Annotated in this window: 24 protein-coding genes and 1 pseudogene; 9 read left to right on the plus strand and 16 right to left on the minus strand. The window is 42.3% G+C overall.

Going from position 1 to position 25,849, the window contains the following annotated elements; genetic code table 11:
* Window positions 1–60: 60 nt before the first annotated feature.
* The 11 genes and pseudogenes from J2736_RS24515 to J2736_RS34335 all read right to left on the minus strand — a co-directional run.
* Window positions 61–1,074 (minus strand): aldo/keto reductase, encoded by a 1,014-nt coding sequence (locus J2736_RS24515; RefSeq protein WP_310501217.1) that lies wholly within the window; start codon window positions 1,072–1,074, stop codon window positions 61–63.
* A 191-nt stretch (window positions 1,075–1,265) separates the two neighbouring features.
* Window positions 1,266–2,036 (minus strand): hypothetical protein, encoded by a 771-nt coding sequence (locus tag J2736_RS24520; RefSeq protein WP_310501218.1) that lies wholly within the window; start codon window positions 2,034–2,036, stop codon window positions 1,266–1,268.
* Window positions 2,037–2,149: 113 nt separating this feature from the next.
* On the minus strand, window positions 2,150–2,950 hold the full coding sequence (locus J2736_RS24525) for an imm11 family protein (RefSeq protein WP_310501219.1): 801 nt from the start codon (window positions 2,948–2,950) through the stop codon (window positions 2,150–2,152).
* A 20-nt stretch (window positions 2,951–2,970) separates the two neighbouring features.
* Window positions 2,971–3,678 carry a hypothetical protein gene (locus tag J2736_RS24530; RefSeq protein ID WP_310501220.1) on the minus strand — a complete coding sequence of 236 codons (708 nt, stop codon included), beginning with the start codon at window positions 3,676–3,678 and terminating at the stop codon, window positions 2,971–2,973.
* A 633-nt stretch (window positions 3,679–4,311) separates the two neighbouring features.
* A complete protein-coding gene (locus J2736_RS24535; protein ID WP_310501221.1) occupies window positions 4,312–4,620 on the minus strand; it encodes a hypothetical protein in 309 nt (102 codons plus the stop codon).
* A gap of 47 nt (window positions 4,621–4,667) precedes the next feature.
* Window positions 4,668–5,081, minus strand: coding sequence for a hypothetical protein (locus J2736_RS24540; RefSeq protein ID WP_310501222.1), 414 nt, complete (start codon window positions 5,079–5,081; stop codon window positions 4,668–4,670).
* A gap of 33 nt (window positions 5,082–5,114) precedes the next feature.
* A complete protein-coding gene (locus J2736_RS24545) occupies window positions 5,115–5,771 on the minus strand; it encodes a hypothetical protein (protein WP_310501223.1) in 657 nt (218 codons plus the stop codon).
* Window positions 5,758–7,977: a fibronectin type III domain-containing protein gene (locus tag J2736_RS24550; protein WP_310501333.1), complete on the minus strand. Its 2,220-nt coding sequence runs from the start codon at window positions 7,975–7,977 to the stop codon at window positions 5,758–5,760. Before J2736_RS24550 ends, J2736_RS24545 begins: the two co-directional genes overlap by 14 nt.
* Before the next feature lie 150 nt (window positions 7,978–8,127).
* Window positions 8,128–8,922, minus strand: a complete 795-nt coding sequence (locus J2736_RS24555; protein ID WP_310501224.1) for an imm11 family protein — start codon at window positions 8,920–8,922, stop codon at window positions 8,128–8,130.
* 79 nt (window positions 8,923–9,001) lie between these two features.
* On the minus strand, window positions 9,002–11,986 hold the full coding sequence (locus tag J2736_RS24560; protein WP_310501225.1) for a polymorphic toxin-type HINT domain-containing protein: 2,985 nt from the start codon (window positions 11,984–11,986) through the stop codon (window positions 9,002–9,004).
* A gap of 171 nt (window positions 11,987–12,157) precedes the next feature.
* Window positions 12,158–12,796 (minus strand): annotated as a pseudogene (locus J2736_RS34335) (fibronectin type III domain-containing protein); the annotation flags it as partial.
* Between the two features lie 57 nt (window positions 12,797–12,853).
* On the opposite strand from J2736_RS34335, the gene J2736_RS34340 reads away from it, so the two are divergent.
* Window positions 12,854–13,024 (plus strand): hypothetical protein, encoded by a 171-nt coding sequence (locus tag J2736_RS34340; protein ID WP_397341547.1) that lies wholly within the window; start codon window positions 12,854–12,856, stop codon window positions 13,022–13,024.
* 140 nt (window positions 13,025–13,164) lie between these two features.
* On the opposite strand, the gene J2736_RS24565 is transcribed toward J2736_RS34340, so the two are convergent.
* Together J2736_RS24565 and sigI are read right to left on the minus strand one after the other, a co-directional pair.
* Window positions 13,165–14,571, minus strand: coding sequence for an anti-sigma-I factor RsgI family protein (locus tag J2736_RS24565; protein WP_310501226.1), 1,407 nt, complete (start codon window positions 14,569–14,571; stop codon window positions 13,165–13,167).
* A gap of 19 nt (window positions 14,572–14,590) precedes the next feature.
* On the minus strand, window positions 14,591–15,379 hold the full coding sequence (gene sigI, locus J2736_RS24570; protein WP_310501227.1) for an RNA polymerase sigma factor SigI: 789 nt from the start codon (window positions 15,377–15,379) through the stop codon (window positions 14,591–14,593).
* A gap of 321 nt (window positions 15,380–15,700) precedes the next feature.
* Between sigI and J2736_RS24575 the strand changes: the two genes are divergently transcribed.
* A complete protein-coding gene (locus tag J2736_RS24575; protein WP_310501228.1) occupies window positions 15,701–16,348 on the plus strand; it encodes a helix-turn-helix domain-containing protein in 648 nt (215 codons plus the stop codon).
* Here J2736_RS24575 and J2736_RS24580 read toward each other — a convergent pair.
* Window positions 16,319–16,924: a hypothetical protein gene (locus J2736_RS24580; protein ID WP_310501229.1), complete on the minus strand. Its 606-nt coding sequence runs from the start codon at window positions 16,922–16,924 to the stop codon at window positions 16,319–16,321. The two genes, J2736_RS24575 and J2736_RS24580, sit on opposite strands and share 30 nt — an antisense overlap.
* A gap of 201 nt (window positions 16,925–17,125) precedes the next feature.
* Here J2736_RS24580 and J2736_RS24585 point away from each other — a divergent pair, with 201 nt between their 5' ends.
* The gene (locus J2736_RS24585; RefSeq protein WP_310501230.1) at window positions 17,126–17,899 is read left to right on the plus strand and encodes a LytR/AlgR family response regulator transcription factor; all 774 of its coding nucleotides are present in this window, start codon (window positions 17,126–17,128) and stop codon (window positions 17,897–17,899) included.
* A gap of 60 nt (window positions 17,900–17,959) precedes the next feature.
* Here J2736_RS24585 and J2736_RS24590 read toward each other — a convergent pair whose 3' ends face one another.
* Entirely contained in the window at window positions 17,960–18,382 is a 423-nt protein-coding gene (locus tag J2736_RS24590; protein ID WP_310501231.1) for a hypothetical protein, read from the minus strand.
* 233 nt (window positions 18,383–18,615) lie between these two features.
* On the opposite strand from J2736_RS24590, the gene J2736_RS24595 reads away from it, so the two are divergent.
* The 6 genes from J2736_RS24595 (at window position 18,616) to J2736_RS24620 (ending at window position 25,495) form a co-directional block, all read left to right on the plus strand.
* Window positions 18,616–18,828 carry a hypothetical protein gene (locus J2736_RS24595; protein WP_310501334.1) on the plus strand — a complete coding sequence of 71 codons (213 nt, stop codon included), beginning with the start codon at window positions 18,616–18,618 and terminating at the stop codon, window positions 18,826–18,828.
* A gap of 213 nt (window positions 18,829–19,041) precedes the next feature.
* The gene (locus J2736_RS24600) at window positions 19,042–19,608 is read left to right on the plus strand and encodes a DUF4912 domain-containing protein (RefSeq protein ID WP_310501232.1); all 567 of its coding nucleotides are present in this window, start codon (window positions 19,042–19,044) and stop codon (window positions 19,606–19,608) included.
* The gene (locus J2736_RS24605) at window positions 19,605–22,622 is read left to right on the plus strand and encodes a 1,4-alpha-glucan branching protein domain-containing protein (protein WP_310501233.1); all 3,018 of its coding nucleotides are present in this window, start codon (window positions 19,605–19,607) and stop codon (window positions 22,620–22,622) included. The genes J2736_RS24600 and J2736_RS24605 overlap by 4 nt, the downstream gene beginning before the upstream one ends.
* Before the next feature lie 179 nt (window positions 22,623–22,801).
* Complete coding sequence (locus J2736_RS24610; RefSeq protein ID WP_310501335.1) at window positions 22,802–24,766, plus strand: glycoside hydrolase family 15 protein; 1,965 nt, start codon at window positions 22,802–22,804, stop codon at window positions 24,764–24,766.
* Between the two features lie 181 nt (window positions 24,767–24,947).
* The gene (locus tag J2736_RS24615) at window positions 24,948–25,217 is read left to right on the plus strand and encodes a hypothetical protein (protein WP_310501234.1); all 270 of its coding nucleotides are present in this window, start codon (window positions 24,948–24,950) and stop codon (window positions 25,215–25,217) included.
* The gene (locus tag J2736_RS24620; RefSeq protein ID WP_310501235.1) at window positions 25,184–25,495 is read left to right on the plus strand and encodes a hypothetical protein; all 312 of its coding nucleotides are present in this window, start codon (window positions 25,184–25,186) and stop codon (window positions 25,493–25,495) included. Before J2736_RS24615 ends, J2736_RS24620 begins: the two co-directional genes overlap by 34 nt.
* Here the strand turns inward: J2736_RS24620 and J2736_RS24625 are convergent.
* Window positions 25,492–25,800: a glycine cleavage system H family protein gene (locus J2736_RS24625; protein ID WP_310501236.1), complete on the minus strand. Its 309-nt coding sequence runs from the start codon at window positions 25,798–25,800 to the stop codon at window positions 25,492–25,494. The genes J2736_RS24620 and J2736_RS24625 overlap by 4 nt on opposite strands.
* Window positions 25,801–25,849: the final 49 nt, after the last annotated feature.

A 25,849-nucleotide genomic window follows, 5' to 3' on the forward strand; every position in this document is an offset into this window, starting at 1 on the left:
ATCCGTATTTCTGTTCCCACCAACTAACTGGAAAAACGCCAGCTAATTCCCTCACTCCCCCTAATAAAACGAAGCCGCCTTCTGCACAACCGACGACATCGGCAGTTGGTATGGACACTTCGCTTCACACAGCGGGACTACTTTACAAGGATCATGGTCTGCACAGCTAGTTATTTTTTCCTGATGACGCTGAAAAAATCCATCCCCTTTAGGCAGCAAACCAAATTTCTCCCTAAACTTGCTTGCGATCATCACATCAGGAATTGGGATTTCTAACGGACAGGAGCAATAATTGCACCGTCTGCAATCATGTTCACCTAGCTCTATGGCAAGCTGCTCTAGCTCACGGCGCTCCTCTGGCCCAACTTCCTTATTTTGGGCATCCAAATTCTCCTGTACTTCTTTGATGCTGACCATCCCTGAGATCGTAACATGCACATCTTGGCTATACGGATAGCGGATCGCCCGATCCACGGGTTGAATGAAACCGCCCGATAAGGGCTTCATCGCTACCCGCATCAAATCCATTTCAGAAGCTCTAGGAATCAGTTCATCGAGTGCGAAGGGCTGTGCCAAATTCAGATGAAACAAAATTTGCGAGAATTGCCCCTTCGCAATCCATTTCACAAGAAGATCTGGCCGGTGTCCGGAAATACCAATAAAGCGTACTTTTCCTTCACGCTGAGCCTCTAACGCAGCCTCGTAAGCGCCGCCAACTTCCATCGCTTTTTTGTATTCCGTCACATTATTCACATAGTGAATTTGTAACAAATCCACATGATCTGTCTTCATACGCACTAAACTGCGCTCAATTTCCGCTTTCGCCGTTGCATAATCACGCGCTCCTGTTTTCGTGGCTAGGAAATAGTCCTGTCGCCGATGCGAGATACACTCTCCTATAATTTCTTCACTATTCCTATAGGCAGCAGCCGTATCTATATAATTAATGCCATGATCCAAGGCATAATTGAGCGCTTCTCTTGCTTGTTCGATAGGTACATTGGGCAGATTCATAGCACCGAAACCTAATGATGACACGTTATAGCCTGACTTTCCAAACACCCGATATCTCAAGCCTTATTCCCCCTTAGTTGTGCTGCTTGCCAGCGTAACTTGTTCCTCAACCGATGCTCTCCCGCAAGAGCTTAGTACTTTTGTTCACTTCAACTATTGTAATACAACTCGGTTGCACTTTCCATGCTGTGAAGCTGTTCGACTACATTTAAAAGCCTCTCCAAGTAATTTTGCAGTCTCCTTCTTGAACTCTACCATAACAAAATACCTTCAACATTGAAGTGTTGAAGGTCTACTTTTAAATCCTCTAGCAATTGTCCCCATACCGTTATTTTATATTTGAGTAATGATATATACTTTTGACATATCCTTGCTAGTTCCAAAAAATAAATGTTATTCGCTAAGAACAACCTATAGAACGGTCTATTTAAGGTTGTAACTTTTTTCCCCAGACCTAATTTTACTTGTTTAGGAGCATCTGGAAGAATCTCAAACTCAAAATCTCCTGGTATCTGCATTAAGAAATTCATTTCTGATGAATCCCCATATCTTGAAGGTGTCTCATCACCCAGATACCATCTAGGAGTGCCACCTACCTTAAACTTGATTTCTTTAGGCTCAATACTACTAAGTAAATCTAGGTGCTTATACTTAACTTTAGGTACATAACAATCTTTTATTATACCTTCAGAAGTATCAAACACAATGACACTAAAATTCCTCTGATATTCATCTAAAAATCCTTCTGGTATGATCGCTTTACTTATTCTTCCAGTTAACATCTCTGGTATGAAATATTTCTCATCTACACACGAAGTACAGCAAAATAATGCTAAAGTGTATCCATTCCATTTGTGTTGAGTAGGAAAAGCTATTTGCAAGAAAAAAGTCATTTCAGCTGAACAAAGTTTACAACAAGGTATGCTAATATCATTTGGTAAAGTAGGCACGCCACCAATATATGATTTAGCATCGTTAGTCTGATTAGAATCTTCATTTATAGTAACCTGGTAACAACTCATTCTTTACATCCTTTCTTTAAACAACTCGGTGGTAACGCCACTATAGCTTGCACAAAATAAAAAGACTAACCAAGAAACACCTGATTCATCTAATAGAAAAGCCGAGAAATTGACTATAGATGACTTTTTTCTACCAGGTACCACTTCATGTCTAGAAAACTAGAAGGATAGTAGATCGGCTCTATCCATCGATAACCTCCGTCAGTAGTTACTTCTCCAATCAGCATTCGCTGGTTTTCATTATTTTGCAATTTGAATTTACCGTTGCCGAACGCTTTCCCCTTTTCCAGCAACTCAAATACATCCTTAAAGGAGTATTCCGCTCGATCAATTCCAGCTGTGATTAAATACTGTTCCAACGAAATCACTTCTGGTTCCGAGTTTTCTGAATTCCAAACTTCGTGAAACTCAAACCCGGTAAGACCACTCTCTAGCACACTATTGCGAAATTCATCGGTAACGAAAATGTACGATCCTTTAAACTCAGGTATTTTAAAGATAGCTTGTCCCTGAACCATGTCTTCTTTAAACACATACCGTTTGATATCCTTTACCACTTTGTATTTATCATGTATAACTAAGTCTGATTTCTCATAATCTAGGCAATTAACCACATTAATTACATTGATAACATAGTATGGTTCTCTAGCATGTTTCAAAGGTAATTCTTCTGCTTTGCCATCTAAGAAGTATGCTAAATTATTCACAGCTTTTTCATTGAGAATCGGTTTTCCTGGAGTTAGTCCAGTGCAATCGTAAAGTCTGCCTTTTTTATTAATATCCTCCATATAAATAGTAGGCCAATTATCCGACATTTTTTCCCCAATAAATCCATCAAGAAATAAATTACTAAATTCCAAATGATTTGAACGCGTAAGTGTAGACTCTTTATAGTTCCATTTCCATATTTTCATCGTTCACACCAAAGATTCTCTTAGATTTGTGTTAAAACATAAACTAAAGGATTTAATCTATCTCTAGTGCCGAAAAAATAGAGATTATTAGCCAGAAACAACTCATAATACCTCTTTTTTGAAGGCTCAAGCTTTCCTGAGAAATAGTCCATCTGCACTTGTCCAGGTACTCCTTCTAGAATCTCAAATTTTCTATCCTCTAAGATTTGCATAATAAACATCATCGGAATATTGTTATTATATGTAGCAGGAGATTCGTCTTCAAGATACCAATTAGGTATACCGCCGATTTTATCGACTCTTGTCGTTAACTGATTGAATTCAATTAACTCAATTGTGCTATACCTAACTTTTTCAACATAATTTGTAACTATACTCGACTCTGCTGTTTTAAATACTAGAATAGTAAAATTCTTTTGATATTCTTTTAAAAATCCATCTGAAATATTTACTCCTTGTAAAGGACCATTAATCATTTCAGGAATTAAATATCTTTCATCAAAACAAGAAGTACAAGCAAAAACAGACATAGTAAATCCTCCCCACTCATGCTCAATTGGAAAAGTTATTTGAAAAAAGAAGGTTAGTTGTGATCCACACAATTTACATACAGGCACGTTAGTTGTCGGTGGCAATTTAGGTCTTCCACCAATAAATGATTCTATTATTGAATCTTGAACATGCCCTGATTTATCTTCAATTAATTTATATGAGTTTTTAACTTCCATTAAGATTCCACCCTTTCTAGTTTTTTAAATAGCAGACATTTTAATAAAAACAGGACATCGTCTCTTTGCGGAGAAATGGTTGTTTCGGCTCTCTTGAGCTATCCAATTCCTAACGCAAAACATTTTAGAGTTTTGCGTCAGGCGTGGATGAAGAATGGTATTGACGTGACAGTTGTTTAACTCGCGCGTCGCATCCTAGAAGAAGTCTCGGGCAAATCGTTGTGTACGTTTATCAACAAGCCTTGAAGAAAAAGTCGCTTCATAAGTCACTTCAAGATCTCAGCCTAAAGTGAATTTTGCCGATTACGCTACAACCCTCCCCTTTTAAGGTATATTGCTACAAAATTCGCAACTCTTGATGAAACATTAATTATAATGGATTATCAAATGTTCTTGTTAACTTTTCTCCATCTATTATAACTTTAGCAGTTACAGACACTTACTCTCCGTGCCATTTCCTTATTATTATTTCACCCAAAATCGCTCTCAACCATTCCACTAATAGCCCTTCTTTATAAATAATAACTTTCTCAAATTTATTACGGATAAAAAAGGACGCTCGAAAGGCAGTTAATCGTAATACTTTCGATTAACATCCCTAACAAACGTCTTATAATGAATTAAATCTATAGTTTATTTTAAAATGTTCGCCTTAACGATATTAAATACAGTATTCGCCCATTGCCTTACTACCTCTATGTTGTGCTCATTCCCAACTTCGTACTTAAAAGTATTTCCTGTCCATTGGTTATGTTCAATAAGCACTTTAATATTATTTTTAATAAAGTACCCTTTCATATCGGTAATACCTATATATTCAATTTTTTCGGGGTTTATTTGACTTCTAATTATTTTAATAATATCTAAAAGATCCACCCCTGTATCATAGCCTTCAAAATCAAAAACCACAAAATCATTGTAGATAAACTCGAGTAATCTCATTTATTCCACCGCCTTTACAATTTGCTTTTTTCAATGTCAGTTCATTTTTATTTTAATTTAAACATTGAATCCACAGAATCTCTGCTTCTCATAGAAGAATTGATAATCGATTGAAAAATTCTATCTCCAACTAAACCTTTTTTAATTTGATATGTCACCATGTCTTCCCATGACATATTAGATTCTACAGACATTAAAAAATCTGCCCAAACTCTATCACTCATTGAATCCCTTGCTGAAGTTCTTAAAGAATTTCTTAAGTTGAATGCTTGTCTAGCAACATTTTCTAATGATTGGGAATAGTCTAATTTAGAAGATATCTTTGTTTCCTGCCAAAGGTACCAAATTCTAGTTTGATAAATACTTAGTGAATGTGCTGCAGGAGAATCCCCAAGTCCAAATATACCTACTAACTCATCCAGATTTTTACCAGGTATTACTTCTTTTGTTGCTTGAGCCAATTTTACAGCCAGATCCATTCTTCCAGCAGTAATTTAAACAATATCATCAATTTTTGGTATTAAGTCAACAAAACCATATAATTTAAGATAGTTATTAATTAGTATCTTGGGATCAGTAGTCACCGCTACTTGTTTAAGAACTTGTCCTCCAAACTTTACATCTCCCAAAACCGGTAGCATTAACGCTGCACTTAGTGCTGCCTCAGCATATTCTTTTCTTGCTAAATAAATAATTGAATCTACACCACTCGCTGGAATCGATAACACAGGAATTAAAGATAGATTTGAGAGCATTTTGTGAACATTCGTTTCTATATCAGCATTTGGATCATACATGAAAGTTTCCATGCCACCAAAAAATGTCTCAATACCGTTTAAACCGTAGACTCTCGCTGCCCACTCAGGAAATGCGCTTTGGGGGGCACCCGATTTTGGATCCCATGCATATCTTACAAAATAATTATAACAAGTGCGACATTTATATTTATTATTGGAGGTAATTGGTATCCCATATTCCTCTGATGGCGGGGCAGGAATAATAGCATTATGTTCATCTAATGGGTTATTTGCTACAACAAAATTGTATGTAGTTGCCCAATCTGGGTGCCCCGTTGGATATACTTCTGCATAGTACTCCCCATCCCTTGTATAGTACCATTGATCCCCTGAAAATTCATCAATATAAGGCATGGCATACTGTGTATTTTGGTTTACTTCCCCCCCCCCCCCAACTAATTGAGTTTGGCCCTGCTGCGAATCCAATATTATAATTCATACTATAAACTATCGGGTCATCGTTTCTACGTCCCATATGGATATCTATTGTTGTTTCCTGGTGAGGTAAATCATATTTAAATACAAAATCGTGTACATTTCCAGTTCGTGGAGTCGCATCAATGACATCTGTCCGACCATAATAATCTTGAATTGGGACAGCTTGTATATTAATACTTTGAGGATTTATCGACCCTCCAATTGATCCGACTTTACCGGAAAAATCAAAATTATAGCCAGTAAAACTTCCTACCGATAATTCTGAAACACCTTGGGTAGGACTAATATACTGTGCTCTTATGAAATAGATCCCTGGACTAAGAGAAATAGTATCCGAGTTCCCCTGGTCATATATACCTAAAATATTACCTTGATTATCTTCTAACATTAAAGAATTTTTTGACACTCCAATATGAACCTTTTGTCTCTCAGTAACAACAACTTTGTAGTAGTTTACATCATATAAAGAACTGATTCTATTATTTAAATATATCTGATCCCAATTTGCTGAGGTTGCACTATTCTTGGTGTTATCAAAATCATCCTCAACCGTCAAACGAGCCTTCAAACTTGCGCTGCCGTAATTTCTCAAAACAACGTAGTACGTGGTTCCTTGAGTCAGTGTGTAATCAATTTTGGAATACACTTCACCATATGGATGAATGTCTAATGCGTCATCATTTCGAGATAACAATGTCGTCAAAGCTGCATCTGCGTACAGTTCAAGTACTGTGTCATTAAGACCTGCTTGACCTTGGAATGGCGAGCTAAAGAATCTGTAATGCCCCGATGCGCTTGGCGTGAATTGATAATAGGCTTTGCGATAGCTTGGCAGACTAACATCTACAGACTGCTGGTTGCCTAGTGTGGCATAAGATACTTGCTGCTTCATTGTAGCCAGAAGTCTCGTGTAGATTGGATCTCCCGCATAGTTCTCAACCATAATGAAGTACGTATGGTTCGCTATCAGGCTCAGCTTTACGTTAGAGAACAAAGAGCCGTCCATGTCATCGTTGTAGCCAATTAGGTCGGTTTGGTTATAATCGCTAAACACAGACATTACCGTGTCGTTATCTGGACTGCTTGGGCTATCACCGTAGTAATTGGTACTAAACTCATATTCACCCGATTGCGCTGGGGTAAATTGATAGACAACATAATCTCCTGCCTGGCTGGCGCTAATATCCTCAGGAGCGTTCAACGCTAACGGAGGGATCGAACTAGTTTCCGTAGTAACCGTGATTCTCGCATGAACAGCAGTAGTTTCATAGCCGGATAATTTAATGTAATACGTGACTCCGCCCTGCAGCGTCCGCTTAATCTCCGAGAAAAGGGTATTGCCGCTAGCATCATCATTAGATGTTATCTGGTTGGCTAACTGATCATCTTCATAAAGATCAAGCATGGTATCGTTTAGCGTTCCTGATCCGCCATATGAACCCGTGTAGAAGGAGTACACGCCAGTCGATGGTGGGGTAAATGCATATACACGTGTTTTATCCGAAACGAGATCCACATCAATCGGATTGTTCAGGAGCAAGGTTGTAGCCCGAGTTCTAGCAATTATAGGGCTATAAGAGCTTGTTCCAGCCGTGTTTGAAGCGGCTACCCCGATATAGTACGTAGTCAATGGTTCTAATCCCGTATAAGTAAAGTAGGTGCTATTCGTAGTGCCATAATAGGATCCATTCAAAATAACTCGATACGACGTTGCCCCGCTAGATGGACTCCAACTCAACGTTACAGTAGTATCCGTGCTAGTGACGCTTAAAGAAGATAAGTCAGGTGCTAGTGGTACCGTCGGAACATCCACTAGCGTAGTGCCTGACGTTGTCGTTACGGAACTACTTCCATAGCTATTTACACCTTTTACGCCAAGTGTATAAGTTGTATCTGACGCCAATCCGTAAAATGTATAGCTCGTACTATACGTAGTTGCAAACTCACTACCGTTCAAATAAACCGTATACCCTGTTGAATACGCAGATGCTGACCAGCTTAGCGTAAGACTGGACGAGGTCTTGTTCGTAATGCTCAGATTTCCTGGTGCATTAGGCGTATTCCCTTTAGAGGCGCTAACGACATGGATTGTAAAGATATTAATGTAAAAGTCGCTCTTAATAGGATGTCATCATGCAGTCTGCCGTTCCCGCAGCACGTTGCACGATGGATTAGTTAAAAAAAACCTTTAATCCCAACTTGTCTCGAGGGATTAAAGGTTTTTCTACAGCTTCGAATGTGTCGCGCATCACTGCGGATTACCTGGACTGACTTATTCAGCTTTCATTTTTTCAATCAAATACCAATCCATCTCCACAAAAGTCGGTGGGAATGATACAGGAATAGTCCAATGATAAGTCCCATTATTCAACAAGATGCCTAGCCATGTTCTGTTCTGATCGTCATTTTGCAGGACGTATCGATCGCTGGCTATGGCTTGTTTGCCTTGCTCAATCATATCCAGTGCTTCAACAAATTTGTATGCTTTTCCTTCAAACTTCGGAGGAATGACCGGGGCATCTTCATTCTCCTCTTCCTCCGAATTCCATACTTCTTCAAACTCAAATCCAGTCAAGCCATGCTCTATAACGGCATCGCGAAATTTTTCGGTAACAAAATAATGGGTACCTCTGAAATATGGCAATTTAAAAATCACTTCATCTTTAACTAATTGTTCTTGAAATGCATATTTTTTAATAGCAGTGACAATGTTATATTCCTCATCTCTTACTACAATTGCTTTGTTAAGATCAAGACAATCCAGTACATTCAATATATTGACAAAACATAACTTGTCAGCCTCATATACTATTGGCAAATATTCTACTTTATCATGAATAAGAGGATCCAACGCATCAAATACCTTTTTATTTAAAATAGGTTGGGCAGTTCCAAAACCTGTGAAATCATATAGTTTAGTTGACTTGTCAATTAATTCAACATCGATTGGCTTCCAATCCCCCTTCATTGGTTTACCTTTAAAACCGTCCCTTATATGTTTCCTGTAATCATCAGGGTTTAAATACGTGTAAACACTATCTTTAAATCCAAGCCTCCAAATACGCATAACTCTACCTCCATATGAAAAAATAATTTGGAGCATAGTGCATGAAAAGCACTATGCTCCTTAGATGCTTCTGGTTACATCAATTGTTAATTAATCCCATAATAATATCACGATTCATTAATCCTTGTCGAATTTCCTGCAATTTCAAAACACCTTTTTTCTGCAATTGCTCTAAAGGCAAATCACTATAGTCATCATATACTTTTTGTAACTCATCATTAATAAATTGAAAATATTTCTTAGTATGAATTTTACTATGGTTTACAATTCTTACTTCGACATTGTTCAAATCGATCATTTCATGAATAGGTGTTCCTTGCTTTCTAGGAAGCCACATGCCATTGGCAATAGAATTTATATCGATTTTAAAATCATTTACTAGCAAATCCCTAACTTGTGTTGCCGCAGGAAACCGTTGGTAATCATAAGGAACAATATGATGAGCATCCCATTGCATTCCGTCTGTCCGATCCGGAATCAGCCCTGCTTCTTCCATTTCGTTACCTAACTTTTTGGATGGTGTAGACCCTGAAGCCTTGGAAGTGATAAACTTCGACAAATCATCATCCAGACCCGAAATGTAATTAGCTACAGGAATACAACTCGTATTATGAGTAAATATGCCAAGATTCGTAACGAAATAAGTGTGAAAGTCCTGTACACTAAAGTTATAAACCTTAACATTCTCTTCTTTTACCTCAATCGTTTCGATTGCAACAAGAGAGCCATCGCTCTTCTCTAACAAGTCTCCCACATTTAAATCTTTTGCTAAGACCCAGCCCTTGCCTTGAATCCAGAACGGATGTCGGTCGGTAGTAGTAACTGTTTCATTGCCAAAGGTAAGGTGCCATGCGGTTGTAATCTCTTTTTCAAAAGTATGCTCTACAGGTTTGTAAGCTACCTCTCCCGTTTCTGCATTTTTAGAAAGAACAAGGTCTCCTGCCTGAATCTGTTCAATCGGTAGTTGACCCTGATCGGTCTTCACAACCGTTCCTGCTGTAAAGCAGTTGACACAAACAGCAAATTCATCAAACTGTCTAAACCATTTTAATCCTACCTTGGCGCCCTTCCCAGCTTTCATAGACCAGCCAAGTGCATTACCCGCAATCGGAATCATAGAAGCTGAAGATAGTGCTGCGTTCACAGCATCTCCACGCATGATATAAACGACAGCGTTAATTCCATCTGCCACTTCACCAAATACCGGTACTAGTCCAATTGTACTCAACAATGTATTAATATTATCAATAGGATCCTCACTTGTACCAAGGAGGGATTCATCTACGGTTGCCCAGAATCGTTCGATCCCGTCTAAACCATAAATACGATTAAACCAAGATTCAAATGCCGTAGTCGGATTGCTTGTATACCCATCTGTAAGCCATACATACTGCATAAAATAGTTATAACATACATAACAGTTCGTATCGGAGGTAATAAGCTGACCATCCTGCTCCATTGGTATAGCTTGGAAATAATTTGGTATATCCATTTCACTATTTGCAACTGTTACCTCTCCGAAAGCTTTATGGTTACTGTTTGAATCATCAGGAGCGATAACAATCGTATACTTACCATTTCGCGCATAATATCTTTCTGGAAGACCATTAAAATTACCATCAAATGCTAATCCGAGAGTCTCAGGGTTGGGTTCAGTCGATGAAGTTTCCCCATTCCAAGTAAATTGATGGCTTCCTGCCCCCCGATACCCCAGTGTTGTGGTGTATACATCCAATAATGTAACGTTACTGCGAACAATTACCTTCGTCGCATTATGGAATTGACTATAATCCCATTCGACAGTTGCCGAATCCATCCCACTTGTTGCTTCAAATATCGGGTCATCTACATTAGTTGCTTTGGCTGAAGTTGAGTAAAACCAATCCAACCATCCAGAAGAATTAACTGTCTGTGAAGACATATTAAAACTATTATGTTTATCAAAATATTGCACTCTTGCATAATATGTCCCTGGTGTTTTAATTTGATATAATCCTGTGCTATCACCAGGCACAAAAATTTGGAGCAAATATCCGCTTGCATCTTCTAGGAATATACCATTTGTTGTAACATTCAAATGAATTGACATTGGTTGAGAGACTGAAATTTTGTAGTAATCAACATCGTAAAGCGAAGATATATCTCCTTCATAAATCTCCTCCCAAGTTGCTGACTTGGCATGAGCTTTGTCTGAATAAAATTTATCTTCTACCATTAACCGCGTTTCGAGTCTCTGCGATGAAATCAAGTTGCTTGCAACAAGGTAATAGGTCTGCCCTCCAACTAAATTTACTTCAATTTTCGAGAACAAGCTCCCATATGGCTTTAATGCACCTTGCACATCATCGTTTTGAGCAATAAGTACAGCCAATCCTGTATCTGCATACAAAGACAGAAATGTATCATTAATAACTGCATTACCCGGAACCGGAGACGTGAAAAAGCGATACTGCCCTGATTCTGTTGGTGTAAATGAGTAATATACTTGTTCTTGAGCAGGCTTGGAAATATCCGCAGCTACTTTGGCCTGCAATTCCCCAAAAGAAACCGCTTGATTTTGAATAATGCTAAGTCGTGCGCTTACAGCTGATTCACCATATCCTGATACTTGAATATAATACGGCTCATGGGCGACCAAATTAATAGTAACTTCAGAAAAAAGAGTGCCGTGTTCATCATCATTGTAGTCAATCAACTGAGTGAGATTAATATCATCAAAAACTGAAAGAACCGTATCCCTTTCACCATCGCCGATATTTCCTTCATAATATTCAGTATAAATCTTATATGATCCCGAAGAGCTTGGCGTAAATACATACACCTTGGTTTCGTTGTCTTCCGTTTGGAAATCAACAGGAGCACCTGCATGAATTTGAGGAATACCTGCTCCTACAGCTTCTACTGTAAGCCTAGCCTGAACTTCTGCATCTTCAATACCATGCAATTTAACAAAGTAAGTGACGCCTGCTTCTAGAACGGTATCTATTTGCGAAAATACACTATTACTGGTATCATCCGAGCTTGATATTTCGTTAGTAAAATTGAGGTCTCTATATAATTCCAAAACGGTATCTGAAGGTGCCCCAAACCCCCCGTATGCGCTCGTGAAAATTTTGAATTGACCCGACACCGAAGGGGTGAATGAATATATACCGAATTGTCCTTCGGCAATGTCCTCATCAATCGGTAAACTTTCATATAAACTTCGAGGGCTCGTCGTTACACTTATTACCGAATAACTGCTCGTACCAACTGTGTTTTTTGCCGCGACACCGAAAGTGTAATTCGTGTATGGATTTAATCCATTAACGGTAATATGGTTTGTAGTGCTACTTCCTGAGGGAACATCATTTTTCTGAATAAGATATTCCGTTGCACCCGATGAAGCCGTCCACGATAAGGTGACACTATTCTCACTAATTGCAGTTAATACTAGTCCTACTGGAGCAGTTGGCGGAACAACGATCGTTGATGCAAAAATAGAAGCGCTCGAACTTGTTCCGTAGGCATTTACACTTCTTACACCAAGCTTGTAACTTATACCTGGGGTCAGAGAGTTAAACGTGTACGATGTACCTGAGATATTTGTTTGTTTTACGTCATTTAAATAAATATCATAGCTTGTTGCTCCGGAAGCCGAAGCCCAGCCTAACTTAATACTGTTTGCAGTAATATTTGTAACAGCAAGATTGGTCGGTGATGAAGGTGCATTCCCTGTTCCGCTACTTGTAACGGCAACCTTAAAATCATCATCCCAATTTGGTGCAGAAGGGTAATGAAAATTTATGCTATATTGACCTACTACAGTGCTTGCTGTTGTATGCCACGTATAGCTGACGTGAAGAGAACTCGGTGAAATTGCATCTGTTTCAATCGTGTTACCGCTACTACCACTAGTTCATCCTTAAGAACACCTCATCAAGTTATCGGTATAAATGGAGTTGTTGCAGTAGATAATTCAACAGACCATGCAGTGGCGATAAAACAGGATGGCACGGTATGGGCGTGGGGAAGAAATGATGGTGGTAAAATTGGTAATGGCACTAGTTCACCCCTGGAAGTTCCAAATGCCACTCAAGTAGTCGGTTTAAATGTAAATTAAGTGTAGCTTACATAAAAATCCCCTGCCAAGTTTAGTTGGTAGGGGATTTTTATATCATTTTTTAATTCATTAACACGACTATCTTAATGGCTCTCTCACCTAGCCGGGCACAATCAAAAACTGCTCAGGTGCTCTGTTTACTACCGTCTTCCCTCATTACCATTATCGTCCCGGTCTCTATCTCCCCAGCCCCAATTCACGCCAGGGAATTTCCCGTTGTCATCCCTTTGAAAGGGTTTCACCGTAGGTTTACTCGTGCTTGTCGGCTTCACTGTAGGCTTAATAGTTGGCTTAGGTGTCGGGGTTGCCTTCGGCGTTGGTGTTGCCTTTGGTGTTGATGTTGCTGTTGGTTTCTTCGTTATACTGGGTCTCCCATCGTCGTCATCTTTACCATCAGGCTTTGGGGTCGTTTTGTGATCATCTTTATTGTTGTTATCGTTATTGTTTTTATCATTTCCGTTGTTCTTACCATTATTGTTATTGCTGTTATTATTGTTGTTGTTATTATTTCTGCCGTTATTGTCATTCTTGTTATTATTATCTCTATCATTCTTCGATGATGGCGGCGGTGGCGTTGGTTTATTGGTTACTTTCCCTGGGGTAGTACTCCCATTCCCTTTGCCATTGTTATTTTTACCGTTTTTATCATCATCTTTTGTTGATGAACGCCCCGTATCCGATTTGGAAACAATCGAAGTCTGTTGTGCACGTTCGCTCAGTTTGCCGGATTTCTCGTCAGCAAGCAATCTTTGCAAAGAAGACTTATCAATCGGTTTATCTGGTTTAACAAACGTTTGGATACCACCGTTGTCCTTGGCAAGCTGATGAATAGACGTTGTTTTAATATCATCCAGCGAGACTTTCACACCATTATCAATCGCGTTTAGATATATCGCATATTTACCAGCAGATACACCACTCGCTTGGGCTTCCTTCCTGACCTCTTGCGGGGCAGCAAAGGCTTGCACCTCGTAGTTTTTCACTTGGTCTGGATGGCTGTCCTCGATATGCTTAGCGACCTGAGCTTTCAGTTTCGTCGCGATAGCTTCATCACTAACTGTTGTTTTGGATTCCACCACGGTTGAAGAAATAATAATATCTCCTTCACCTTTGGCCAAGGCTCCTTGCTCCGCTTTATCGAGAATATCAGACGTGACATCCTCCAACGATTTACCCTCAAATACCAAAGCTTGAATTAAATCCTCACCATCTGTATTAAGCCCATGAAGATCACGAACAATCTCATGATCATCAATGCCAATTTCAATACTGGGATTAATATCAATGGTAACATACGCAACTACGCCATTGCCTGGTACACCTCCAGATAAGGTAGAAACCAAGACGAAGCATACGACAATCGCTGCAGCTAGTGCCGATACGATAGCCATTTGCGGAACTTGCAGCCGACGCTTCATCGGCGCGTAGAGAATCTCTTCCCCCAACTCACAGCTGCGCGTCCCTCTTGGCAGCTTATCAAACCGACCCTCTGAATTCATTACAATAATGGAGCCCTCGCTTAATTCCATTACGATCCCCTTGTTCATGCGCTGTTCTTCCTTTCATTCAACTTTCGTCATCACGAATATGTAAGTAATCCCGTAAATACGGATAAGGACCGTTAAAAATAAGTGCAATTGCAATGATGTACTTACGATTTCGCTCCAAAGTTTTCCTTGAAACCTGGACTTGCTCGAGCAGCTCTTTGATCGGCAGCTGTCGTTTCGTCAACAGAGTGCGCATAAGCTCTGAATCCTGTGCAAGTGTACGGCCAATGCCGAACAGCATCTGCCTTGAGTCGTCATGCTTCGGAGAGGCATCTGTCAACTCCGAGAAATTAATATCAAAATCACTTAAACAGCGATTAAAATCGATAATTTCACTTCGTCTTTCTTCTAAGCCCTTCTGCTTCTCATAGGCTTCAATCGCTTGATGAACCTCAATCGGATTCATTAAGTTGTCTTCATCATCTTCTTGATCAAACGAGCTATAAGGGATTTGCCCTTTAAAGCGTTGTTCCTTACGAATAAAATCAATAAGCCTTCGCCTAATTACGGTCTCTGCGAAACCTAGGAAAGACCTTCCCATGACCGAAGAGTACTGATTAATAGCTTCATTAAAGGCCGCTAATGCAATACTAAATTCATCATCCCGTGCGGGATCAATAAATCGTTTGCAGAATCTGCTCGTTACTTTAGCTACATACGGTTGATAGTCCGCAATAAATTGATTCCTTAGTCGTAGGTCTCCCGTTTGGATTTGATGTATAGTGACCTCAAGTGAAGAGGCTTGCGGTTCATTTTTTCCATGGGACTCATTCTTTCCCAGAAACTTTTTGAATAGTACCAGTAGCACCTTTCCACCTCACAGTATAGTAGTTTCGTCCTTATGTATATCAATTAGGGGGGTACACATGATGAAAATTACAAATAAATTGCTGATTCATTATAACATAGATCTGTAAATGAGCACCTACTGGCAAATAAACCCTTGTTTACGGTTTCAATTGCTTTATCAATCCTTTATAATATTAAGATAACCTCAATCGATATGTCATCTCGGACGACTGACAATGAATAGAGGTAACTTTTATTACCAATGAGATGGACGTTTTTGGAAGGCTTATCTTCTGGAGATTTTTTCTAATCTGATGTGGTAAGACAGGGGGGTGTTCATATGGAAGCAAACAATCATTTCGGTAAGTTTCTTGAAACGTTACGAGGCAAAGCTTCTTTGCGTAAAGCAGCTAACAAAAGCGGCCTATCACATGCATATATCAGGGATTTGGAGCTAGGAAGAAATCGTACTACGAATGATGTCATTAAGCCTTCTCCGGAGACGTTGAGGAAGTTGGCACAAGCTTATCAGTATCCGTATACGGATTTACTTAAAAAGGCAGGATATCTAGAAGAAACTTCCACTTGGTCAAAACCGGCTGAAGTGAATTTAGACAATATCTGGTATGTTGAATTCGGCATTCAATCCATTCTTTATGTCTCTGAAGATGGTATGAAAGAGGAGCAGGTCGAATCTCTTGTGGCCTTCACCCATTTCATTGAAACGTTAACTGAGCGCAACTTTGTGAAGTTGGATATGCATCTTTTCGTTAATCTGAAAAAAATAAAAAAGTATGCCCCCGCTGAGGGCAGACTTTATTTTGACATCTATGACCACGCACCTTATATTGTTGCGGCAGCCATTCCGCAGAAAAAATATCATCAAATGATACTCGATTATATCGCTTGTAACAATGGTCTTGCTATCGATTCATCGGCATCATCTTCCGCATGTGCTTCATCTTTGAAAACTAAGTTCTTTTCCTAACATGGTATAAAGGAAAAGAATAACTGCCATACTCAACATTTGAATTGGCATTGCTACACTATACACACTTGCTGGATAGGAATGACGGTAGATCAGTCCTAGTAGTACTACAATAATGAACAGGTATACACCGATATTCTCCCGTACAAGTGGAATTTTCGTATAGTTCGACAGAAACGTAAAACCTAAACGAAATTTATACAAACCAAAAAGAATACCAAATTTCACAACTACGACAATAGCACGAGTTGCATTGACGATGACTGGATTGTTTCTCATCTCCAAAAATTCGGCCGATTGCGTGGAATTAAGACTAACGATGACCGTTGTCGAAATAAAGGCACACATCACGTAACCTGAAAGTGCCATAAGTAACGCTGGTACGAACCGATATTTCCAAACAACAATAAGTAATATACAGATAATAACAGCGAACAATAACGGATTGTTGGCGGTAAGTACCGATCCTGCTACGATAGCAAGCGATAGTTGTTTCCAATAAGGCTTAAGACGAAGCCTAAATAACATCAATGAGAAAAAGAGCATGGGAATAAAATGAAGTACGGATAGAATCAACTTCTCCCCTGTAAACAATTTCCTTTCCCTCTTTTCCTAGTGCTGCCATTATCTAGCGCAGCGTACAATTTTCAACTCCACTTAGAACTATACAGGATAACTGCATTTTTGCGGTCGAAGTGGACTAAGTTGGCTGTTTCTGAGTATAAGATGACATGGTCCTTACAGAGATATAGAAAGGATTGGAGTGAGATTTAAGGAATGGAGCATCGCTTTAGAGTCGCGATCGTAGAAGATAATTATTGGGTAGGGCAATTGCTTGAAAGCTATTGTCAGCAATGCGGGTTGCAGGTCATTGCCAACGTGTCGGACGGGGAGCAATTTCTGAGGGAATACGATAAGCTGCAGCCAGATATCTTACTCATGGATATTGGTCTTGAAGGTAATTTGGATGGGATCAGTGTTGTTCAAGCTTTACGCCTTTCTGGGTACCAAATGAAGGTCGTTATGGTAAGCGGAACAACGAATACGGAGCATATTTTGACAGCCTTCCATGAACTGGATTCTGTCTATTTTCTCTCTAAGCCTGTCATACTGCCAAAATTTCAAGCAGCTATTTCCAAAACTATTGCTGAAATTCAACTGGAGCGAAGCCGTATATCGCTTGAACCACAACCTACTTCTGCTACATGGATTACAGTTAAAAATCAAAAATCGCAACTCCCCATTTCCGAAGACGCCATTCTTTTTGTTGAAAAGGAAGACAAACGTCTCTCCAGAATTCACCTGGTGAATGGTGCTCAAATGGAATCCAGTTCTAATTTATCTGAGATTCTAGCTCAGAGTACGACACATTTGTTCAGCCCCTTCAAGGGCTATCTCGTCAATCTAAGGCACGTCGTTTCCTTCGTGAAGGAAAGCGGGTTTCCCACTTCACGGAGATTTGTCATTCATTTAAGACATACTTCCGTCAAAATTCCTTTGAGCCGCGATTTGCAAAAGGATTTCGCTAGGCTGCTTCAGGAAATCAAATAAACGCATCCGTCTACATGGACGGATGCGTTTATTGCGTACAATTTTGTCTTCCAAACGCCTCTAGGAATTCTTAGAGGTTTTTTTATTTTTTAGCTTGTCGCGGCGTGCGCTAAGCATTTTCAATCGTTTCATAAGTTGCTCTTCCCATTCTTGATCGGCAATGGATTTGGCGAAGCCTAGAAGATCTAGCGCCATGTCAATTTGACAGCGAACGATATCGAGCGGCTCTTCCCCTTCGTGATTGACACAATTATCGTGCAACATATGATCTTTGCCATCTACGTATTCTATAAAATCTACTTCTGCAGCTCCATCCCCATGCGCATACTCGGCGAGAATTTCATATTCATTCTCCACCAAATAGTGAACCTCAATATGGTGACATACCGGGCAGAAGAGAATGGGCACATTGTGAATTTGTGTACGTACGTGCTTCAAAGTACCTTTCGTTCCAATCATACTGGCTCCACAGCAAAAACTCATGGAATTCCCTCCTTAAAGTTTTGCCTTGGCAAAACTCTCTTCGTAAGCATATGCTTCGTCAATCACCGGATTCCTTTAATATATTCGTTACAAATGTGTGAAATTCCTTTTTCATATGAGAGCTAGCTTATGTCAAATCATTCTAAATGTGTTTGAATAAGCATAATTATAGTAATGATCGATCCAATACGTGTTTTCCGAATTCTTAAGATGAAGGGGAGAGCGGCGTGAATATGATTCCGAGTGTTTCAAGACAGATTGCCTTTGTGCAGTATGACGATCAATCTTCCAGCATGACAGTTCAGTATCATACCGGATTCAGAGCCTCCTACACCAATGTAAAACAGGATGAGTATCTCTATGTTTTCACATCGGCGAATCGGTATGATTCTCTAATGAAACTTACGGAGAGTAGGTTCATGGAAGATAACATGCCAGCCGAGTGATGCATAAGATTTTCTTTCCCCTCATGCAAGCCTGACGAGCAAACCCCTAGTGGTAGGCAAGCAATCTCCTCCCTTTCTATATGGGTGGAGATTTTTGGTTTATATGGTGCATATGCTACAATAAAACATAGGATTAACACAAATTGCTCTTCTTACTACACTTATACAGTCCTCTTGCTTCATGAACTCTGAATTCTGATAACTCTAGAAAAGGTGAGTCTGATCTCTACTCAAGCACGCCCCTTTGCCAATGATTGCGATACACTTTATTTACTGGCACAATCTCCTGTCGTGCAGTTCATTTATTGGCAGCTCTCAACTAGTAAGCAGTTGCTTCTTCAGGAGCACTTCCAGAAGGACTGGCGTTCATTAACTCCCACCCTACGGTTTCATGAAGTCGGAGATCCTTCTCCCAGCATGTCATTCACCAAGCTGCAGCAGCCCGTTAAACGGGTCTCAGAGCTATTACTTCCCCAAGAAGATTCCTGCTTTATTCGCGGGTTAACTTCCGGTCAGTCGTACTTTGCAAGTCTTGGTATCCGGAATGAACAAGGCTGTTTCCTTCCGCTCCTTCATTCCAATACGATTCAAATTCCAGAGCTGAGCTTGTCTAACGCACAGCATCCAGCCGAATCTGATCAACCTTACATCTACCAACTGGCGCCTCTTCTCTTACAGCAAGTAACGTCTGATGCACATGCCTATTTCTCGGCCTATTCGGTGTATGTCCCGAAGAACACTTACCTTGTAGATATGGAATCCGGAGGCGATACTGATTGAGCACTAACGTACAAGGCCATGTTGCTTTGCTCTTGCATGCCCATATCCCTTATGTTCGCCATCAGGCATCTGAGATTACGTTGGAAGAACGCTGGTTTTTCGAGGCGGTTGTCGATACGTATCTTCCTCTCATCGACATGATGGAGAGACTTATTGAAGAAAGAGTCCCCTTTCGCCTTACGCTGTCCTTGTCTCCTCCGCTGCTTGCCATGCTAGAGGATTCTCGGCTGCACTTGCGACTTCGCAAGCACCTCTCCTCGCTTTGCGAGCTGGGGCAGCGAGAAGTGATTCGCCTGTGGGGCGATGAGGACTTCGGCCCCTTAGCCAAACTCTATGCCGATCATTATCACCGGCTCAAGCTCTTATATGATCGGCTGCACGGCGACCTTATTGCGAAATTCCGCAGCCTCAGCAGTACAGGCTGCTTAGAAGTAATAACCTGTGCCGCTACACATGCGTTTCTACCGCTGGTCAAGCACGATGCCACGTTGCGCGCACAGCTGGAAGCGGCTGTGCAGGAGTTCAGACGGCATTTCGGCGTTGCTCCCGCAGGCATCTGGCTGCCAGAGTGCGGCTATTCCCCTGCGCTTGAACCTCACCTGCAAGCGCTAGGTCTTCGCTACTTCGTCGTAGAGACGCATGCGCACACCCTAGCACGCCGCGATGAAACGGCGAACATCGAAGGATTGCCGCTGCGCACGCCAGGCGGCGCTTGTGCATTCGCTCGGGATCCTGAAGCCGGCGCCAACGTATGGAGCGCCGAGGCCGGATATCCCGGCGACCCTGCCTATCGCGAATATTATCGCGATATCGGTCACGACCTCGGCCGCGATGGCGGCGCCGAGTGGGCGTACTTGAAGCCCTACGTGCTGCCGGATGGCGCACGCGTCAACACGGGCTTCAAGTACTACAGCGTCACCGGCGCTGCCGCTGACGCCAAAGTGCCCTACAACCCGGCGCGCGCCGCTCAGAAAGCTCAGCAGGATGCTGAGCATTTCATCGCTAGCCGGGTCGCGCAGGTGCGCCGCCTCGCGGAGCGGCGCTCAGCCCTAGGCGCAGGCGCGGATGCGGCGCCTGCGGAGCCCTCGGTCATCGTATGTCCATACGATGCCGAGCTGTTCGGACACTGGTGGTACGAAGGCCACCAGTGGCTTGAAGCTGTGCTGCGCGGCTTTGCTGCGCGCAGCGATGAAAGCGTAGTCGTGCAGACGACTACGCTTGGCGGCTACGCCGCCGCCCATGCGCCGACCACCGTAGCGGAGCTTCCGGTGTCGAGCTGGGGTCGCGGCGGCTATGCCGAGGTCTGGCTGCAGCCGCGCAGCCAGTGGGTTACGCCGCTGCTGCACGCGGCGGAGGATCGCATGGTGCTGGCTGCTCAGAAGCACCATGACCCGGCAGCGCTTAGCAGCTTGCAGCTGCGGGCGCTCAATCAAGCTGCGCGGGAGCTTATGCTCGCGCAGAGCAGCGACTGGACGTTCATACTGGATGCAGATACCGTCCCTTCGTATGCGAAGAAGCGGATTGAAACGCATTTATCTCAATTTCATCACTTACTGAATAACCTAGATAAAGCCGTCTCTGACAAAGAGCTGTCCACTTTGGTTCACGCTTTAGAACGAAAGTCTCCTTTTTTACCAGAACTTCATTATCTCATTTTTCAGTCATCTTCTGCCAAGCAGAACATTCAACACTCGCTAGTGCGTGTAGATGCCTTCATTCCTTTAAAAGAAGTTGCCGTTACGTCCCATACAGAGGTTGTACAACCCAGCCCATCATCCAAACTACGTATTCTCATGCTCGCATGGGAATACCCTCCACACGTCATAGGCGGTCTTGCAAGAGCCGTCTGCGATTTGTCCAGACAGCTCGCTTCCGATGGTCATACCGTTCATGTCATCACCTGTGAAGCTTCTGGATGTCTGCCCTACGAAGTTTCAGAAGGGGTCCATCTTCATCGTGCGGAAGTACTCCCTGCGGCAGATTCCCTGCATTTCCTGGATCGTGTATTCCAAATGAACATGGCGTTCACAGACCTCATGCTAGGATTAACGCGGCAGGGCTTCGTTTTTGATGTGGTGCATGCACATGATTGGCTTGTTTACTACACAGCGCATATCGCTAAGCAACAATTGCATCTCCCGCTGTTAGCGACGATTCACGCAACTGAAACAGGACGAAACCTTGGAAAATTAGAGTCACCGCTTCAGAAGCGGATTCATACCCTAGAAGGTAAATTAACCGAAGCAGCTGATCACCTTATTGTTTGCAGTCTATCCATGCAGCAGGAGATCAAGTCTCTCTTTCCTATTCCTACCCACAAAATATCTGCCATCCCCAACGGCGTTGCTTTCTTTCGTACTTCCGAACCATCACGGCCAACCTTGCATGTTCAGCTTACAAACGCCATAACCGCTACGGGTAAGCCGCAACGCATTCTTGCTTTTCTAGGTCGACTTGTCTATGAAAAAGGTGTTCACACCCTTCTAGCCGCAATGCCGCTCGTGCTCGCGAAATTCCCGGAAGCCAAGCTCATTATTGCTGGCACGGGTCCGGAGCATGATGCCTTGGCGGTACTCGCTGCAAGCCTAGGAGATCGGGTTAGCTTCCCAGGCTTTCTGGATGAGGCTGATAAAAGCTTACTTTTAGACACGGCAGAGGTTTGTATATTTCCAAGTCTCTATGAACCTTTTGGCTTGGTTGCACTAGAAGCTATGGCCAGTGGGACACCTCTTATCGTCTCTAGTGTCGGAGGCCTCAGTGAAATTGTTAGCCATGGGGTAAACGGATGTACATGTCCGCCAGGCGACAGTAAGGCTTTAGCCGCACAAATCATTCAGCTTTTAGATCAGCCACAGTATGCCGCTAAGCTTGCTTCAACTGCTTTACGTACTGTTCATAGTCATTATGACTGGGGGAAAATCGGATCTTTGACAATTCAGGTTTACGAGGCTGTCATCTCCAAACAAGCTGCTTCAATCAGTCATTCCCCGCATCAAAAGGAAATAATCAAGTAATTTGGAGATCTTCTCCAAATGTAAGCGTGACCAGTAAGAATTTTCAGTTTTTTTTCAAAGAATCATTGATTCCTTTGTCAGAATTAGGTAACCTAGTTGCAAGACTTGTGCTCTATCGTTCAGTCCTCTTGGTGGGATCTGAATGCGCGATCAAACAAATAAGTGGGGAAGTGATTGTATTGCCAAGACATCTGGTCATCGGAAATGGAAAATTCCTTATTAACCTCGATCAGCATTCCTACATGCGGGATCTGTACTATCCTTTCGTAGGCCAGCTTAACCATATTGGCGGTTATCAGTGCCGTGTTGGTGTATGGGTAGATGGTGACTTCGCATGGCTGAATGCCCCTGAGTGGCAATTCAAGCTCGCGTATGTGGAGGATTCCCTTGTCACAGAAGTGACAGCTACACATCCCGGCCTCGGTGTAACTCTTCTTATGAATGACGGCGTTCACCAGCGTGAGGATATTTATTTGAAGCGAATTCACATTACGAATCACACGAATACGGTTCGTGAAGTACGCATGTTCTTCAACCAGGATCTGCTCATTAATGAGACGGAGGTTGGCGACACAGCTGCTTATTACCCTTCAACGAATACCGTCTTTCATTATAAAAAAGATCGTTACTTCATGTTTAACGGCAGCACCGGCACAGAAGGTATTTTTCAATATTCTACTGGTGTCAAAAGATTTTATAACGCCGAAGGCACATGGCGCGATGCGGAAGATGGTCATTTGATGGGGAATGCCATTGCACAGGGCTCTGTCGATAGTACGATCTCGTTCCGACTCTTCGTTCCTCCTAACGGAAACCAAACCCTCTACTACTGGATGGGCGCAGGCAAGAATCTGGAGGAAGTTAAGAAGCTCGACGCTTATGTCAAAGACAGCCACCCTGGCAAACTGCTTGATCGTGTGACGGTCTATTGGCAGCGTTGGGCGAACAAAATCGAGCGCGACTACTTCGATCTCACACCTGAAGTGCAACGCCTTTTCAAACAAAGCCTTTTGCTCGTTCGCACGCAAACCGATGTTAACGGTGCAATTATTGCAGCGAATGATTCTGATATCATGCAAAGCAACCGTGATCATTACAGCTACATGTGGCCACGTGATGGAGCATTAATCGCTTACTCCATGTCCATGGCTGGTTACCAAGGAATGATTATTCCATTTTTTAACTTCTGCGCAAACGTGTTGTCACCGGAAGGATACCTGCATCACAAATACAATCCAGACGGAACCGTGGGCTCCAGTTGGCATCCCTACATTCATTCTGGGCGCGTGCAGCTTCCAATTCAGGAAGATGAAACGGCGCTGGTCTTGTACGCTCTCTGGCAGGATTTCCAGAAGAATGGAAGCTTGGAATTTGCGCAATCGTTATACCGCAATTTGATCCGTCGAGCAGCCAGATTTATGTCCACTTACATTGATCAAGAACTGAACTTACCTAAGCCGAGCTACGATTTGTGGGAGGAACGTTACGGAATCTACACCTTTACAGCCTCTGCTGTATATGGTGGCTTGATCGCTGCCTCCAACTTCAGCAACCTGTTTGGGGATGAAGAGCGGAGCAATCGCTACAAGCATACCGCGGAGAAAATTAAATCCGGTATCCTGAAGCATCTTTGGGACGAAGGTGAACAACGATTTGTTCGCGGATTGTATATGGAAGACGGTCAATGGGTCAAGGATATGACGCTGGAAAGCTCTGTGTACGGCATTTTTGAGTTTGGCGTATTGCCTGCTGATGATCCACGTGTGGTCAGCACGATGCAAGCTAACAAAGAAGGTCTCATGATCAAAACCGAAGTCGGCGGCTCAGCCCGTTATCATCATGATTATTACTTCCAACGTTCCACGGATATTGAAAAAGTGCCAGGAAACCCTTGGATTATCTGTACTCTTTGGATTGCTGAATGGGAAATTGAGTATGCCAAAACGGTTGCTGACCTTGAAGCTCCGCGCAAAACGCTGGAGTGGGTCGTCAAGCACGCCATGGAGAGCGGGGTATTGTCCGAGCAATTGGACCCATTCTCCGGCGAGCCGGTGTCTGTAGCTCCTCTTACTTGGTCCCATGCGACTTATGTACTGACTGTGGTCAAATATTTAAACAAATACAAACAACTTTTAGGAAAGTAAACGATAGTAAACGGAGGACAGGAGTACATCTTGTCCTCCTTTCATATTCGACCATAGGGGGATCTGGTTCTGGGGAATTTAAATTTCTATATCTTATGTATCATCATTCTTTATTTGCTTTATGTGATGGTCTCCCGCATTCGGAAAAGTATGAAAATGAAGAAATCAGACATTCCGCCGCTTGGAAAATCTCGTAGAAAAAGAGCTCTTGCAAGCGATTCAAGTAACTGGCATGACACATCTGTCTATGATCATAACCCTCAACGCGGTCACCACAACCATCACCACAGCAGTCACGGGGATGACCATAACGGTGATTCCAGCGACTCTGGCGATTCTGGAAGCTCAGGAGACTCCGATTCGGACTAGCCCCGTTCTTAACCGAATCAGCCCGTTAAATTATCAAGGAGGTTGTGTATGGGAACTATCATCACTATTTTTATATTTGTAATTGTCGTTCTCTTTCTTTTTTCTGCTTTCTCCCACGAATCTCGCAGCAGGAACCAGCGCAGGCGCCGACATGACAACCATGACACTAGCTATAGCGGCTTTGCTAGCGATTCCTCTTCATTTGAGGATCATCGTCATCATGGTGGACATCATCATGGAAGTCATCATGGAAGTCACCACCATGGAGGTCATAGCGATCACGGGACATCCAACGATAGTGGCGGCGGGAGTAGCGGAGGCGGAGATTCTGGCGGTGGCGGCGGCGGCGGCGGGGACTAAGCCAACGCTACTCGGAACAACCAGCCTTTCTCATACGGAGACTCATAAAGCATTCCCGTTGCCCGCTCGATCAGTATGTTCACAGCGATCACTTCACCCGTTACAGGAGAAAATAAATCGTGCTCATCTACCGCGGTTTCAAGGGAACTCATGAACGCACCTTTCGTTAATTGCGCACCTTTTTCTGGCAGTTCGATGTATAGAATCATGCCCCATTTCTCTAATGCATGCTCGGTTAACCCTATAACCGCTTCATTGCCTTCTTGACGTATCCAATACAAATCTTCCGTCATCATTTCATCCATCGTCTGTTCTCCTTATAAAGAAAGGCCCCTCCGCCCGCATTCGCATGCT

Source organism: Paenibacillus qinlingensis, from assembly GCF_031455095.1.
Taxonomy (GTDB): domain Bacteria; phylum Bacillota; class Bacilli; order Paenibacillales; family NBRC-103111; genus Paenibacillus_E; species Paenibacillus_E qinlingensis_A.

What these genes read in the sequence shown, in the direction of transcription:
- J2736_RS24520 (WP_310501218.1), bottom strand. Translation starts at nt 2,036, where the DNA reads ATGAGTTGTTACCAGGTTACTATAAATGAAGATTCTAATCAGACTAAC.
- J2736_RS24525 (WP_310501219.1), bottom strand. Translation starts at nt 2,950, where the DNA reads ATGAAAATATGGAAATGGAACTATAAAGAGTCTACACTTACGCGTTCA.
- J2736_RS24530 (WP_310501220.1), bottom strand. Translation starts at nt 3,678, where the DNA reads ATGGAAGTTAAAAACTCATATAAATTAATTGAAGATAAATCAGGGCAT.
- J2736_RS24535 (WP_310501221.1), bottom strand. Translation starts at nt 4,620, where the DNA reads ATGAGATTACTCGAGTTTATCTACAATGATTTTGTGGTTTTTGATTTT.
- J2736_RS24545 (WP_310501223.1), bottom strand. Translation starts at nt 5,771, where the DNA reads ATGCCTTATATTGATGAATTTTCAGGGGATCAATGGTACTATACAAGG.
- J2736_RS24555 (WP_310501224.1), bottom strand. Translation starts at nt 8,922, where the DNA reads ATGCGTATTTGGAGGCTTGGATTTAAAGATAGTGTTTACACGTATTTA.
- J2736_RS24565 (WP_310501226.1), bottom strand. Translation starts at nt 14,571, where the DNA reads ATGAACAAGGGGATCGTAATGGAATTAAGCGAGGGCTCCATTATTGTA.
- J2736_RS24575 (WP_310501228.1), top strand. Translation starts at nt 15,701, where the DNA reads ATGGAAGCAAACAATCATTTCGGTAAGTTTCTTGAAACGTTACGAGGC.
- J2736_RS24585 (WP_310501230.1), top strand. Translation starts at nt 17,126, where the DNA reads ATGGAGCATCGCTTTAGAGTCGCGATCGTAGAAGATAATTATTGGGTA.
- J2736_RS24590 (WP_310501231.1), bottom strand. Translation starts at nt 18,382, where the DNA reads ATGAGTTTTTGCTGTGGAGCCAGTATGATTGGAACGAAAGGTACTTTG.
- J2736_RS24595 (WP_310501334.1), top strand. Translation starts at nt 18,616, where the DNA reads ATGATTCCGAGTGTTTCAAGACAGATTGCCTTTGTGCAGTATGACGAT.
- J2736_RS24620 (WP_310501235.1), top strand. Translation starts at nt 25,184, where the DNA reads ATGGGAACTATCATCACTATTTTTATATTTGTAATTGTCGTTCTCTTT.
- J2736_RS24625 (WP_310501236.1), bottom strand. Translation starts at nt 25,800, where the DNA reads ATGGATGAAATGATGACGGAAGATTTGTATTGGATACGTCAAGAAGGC.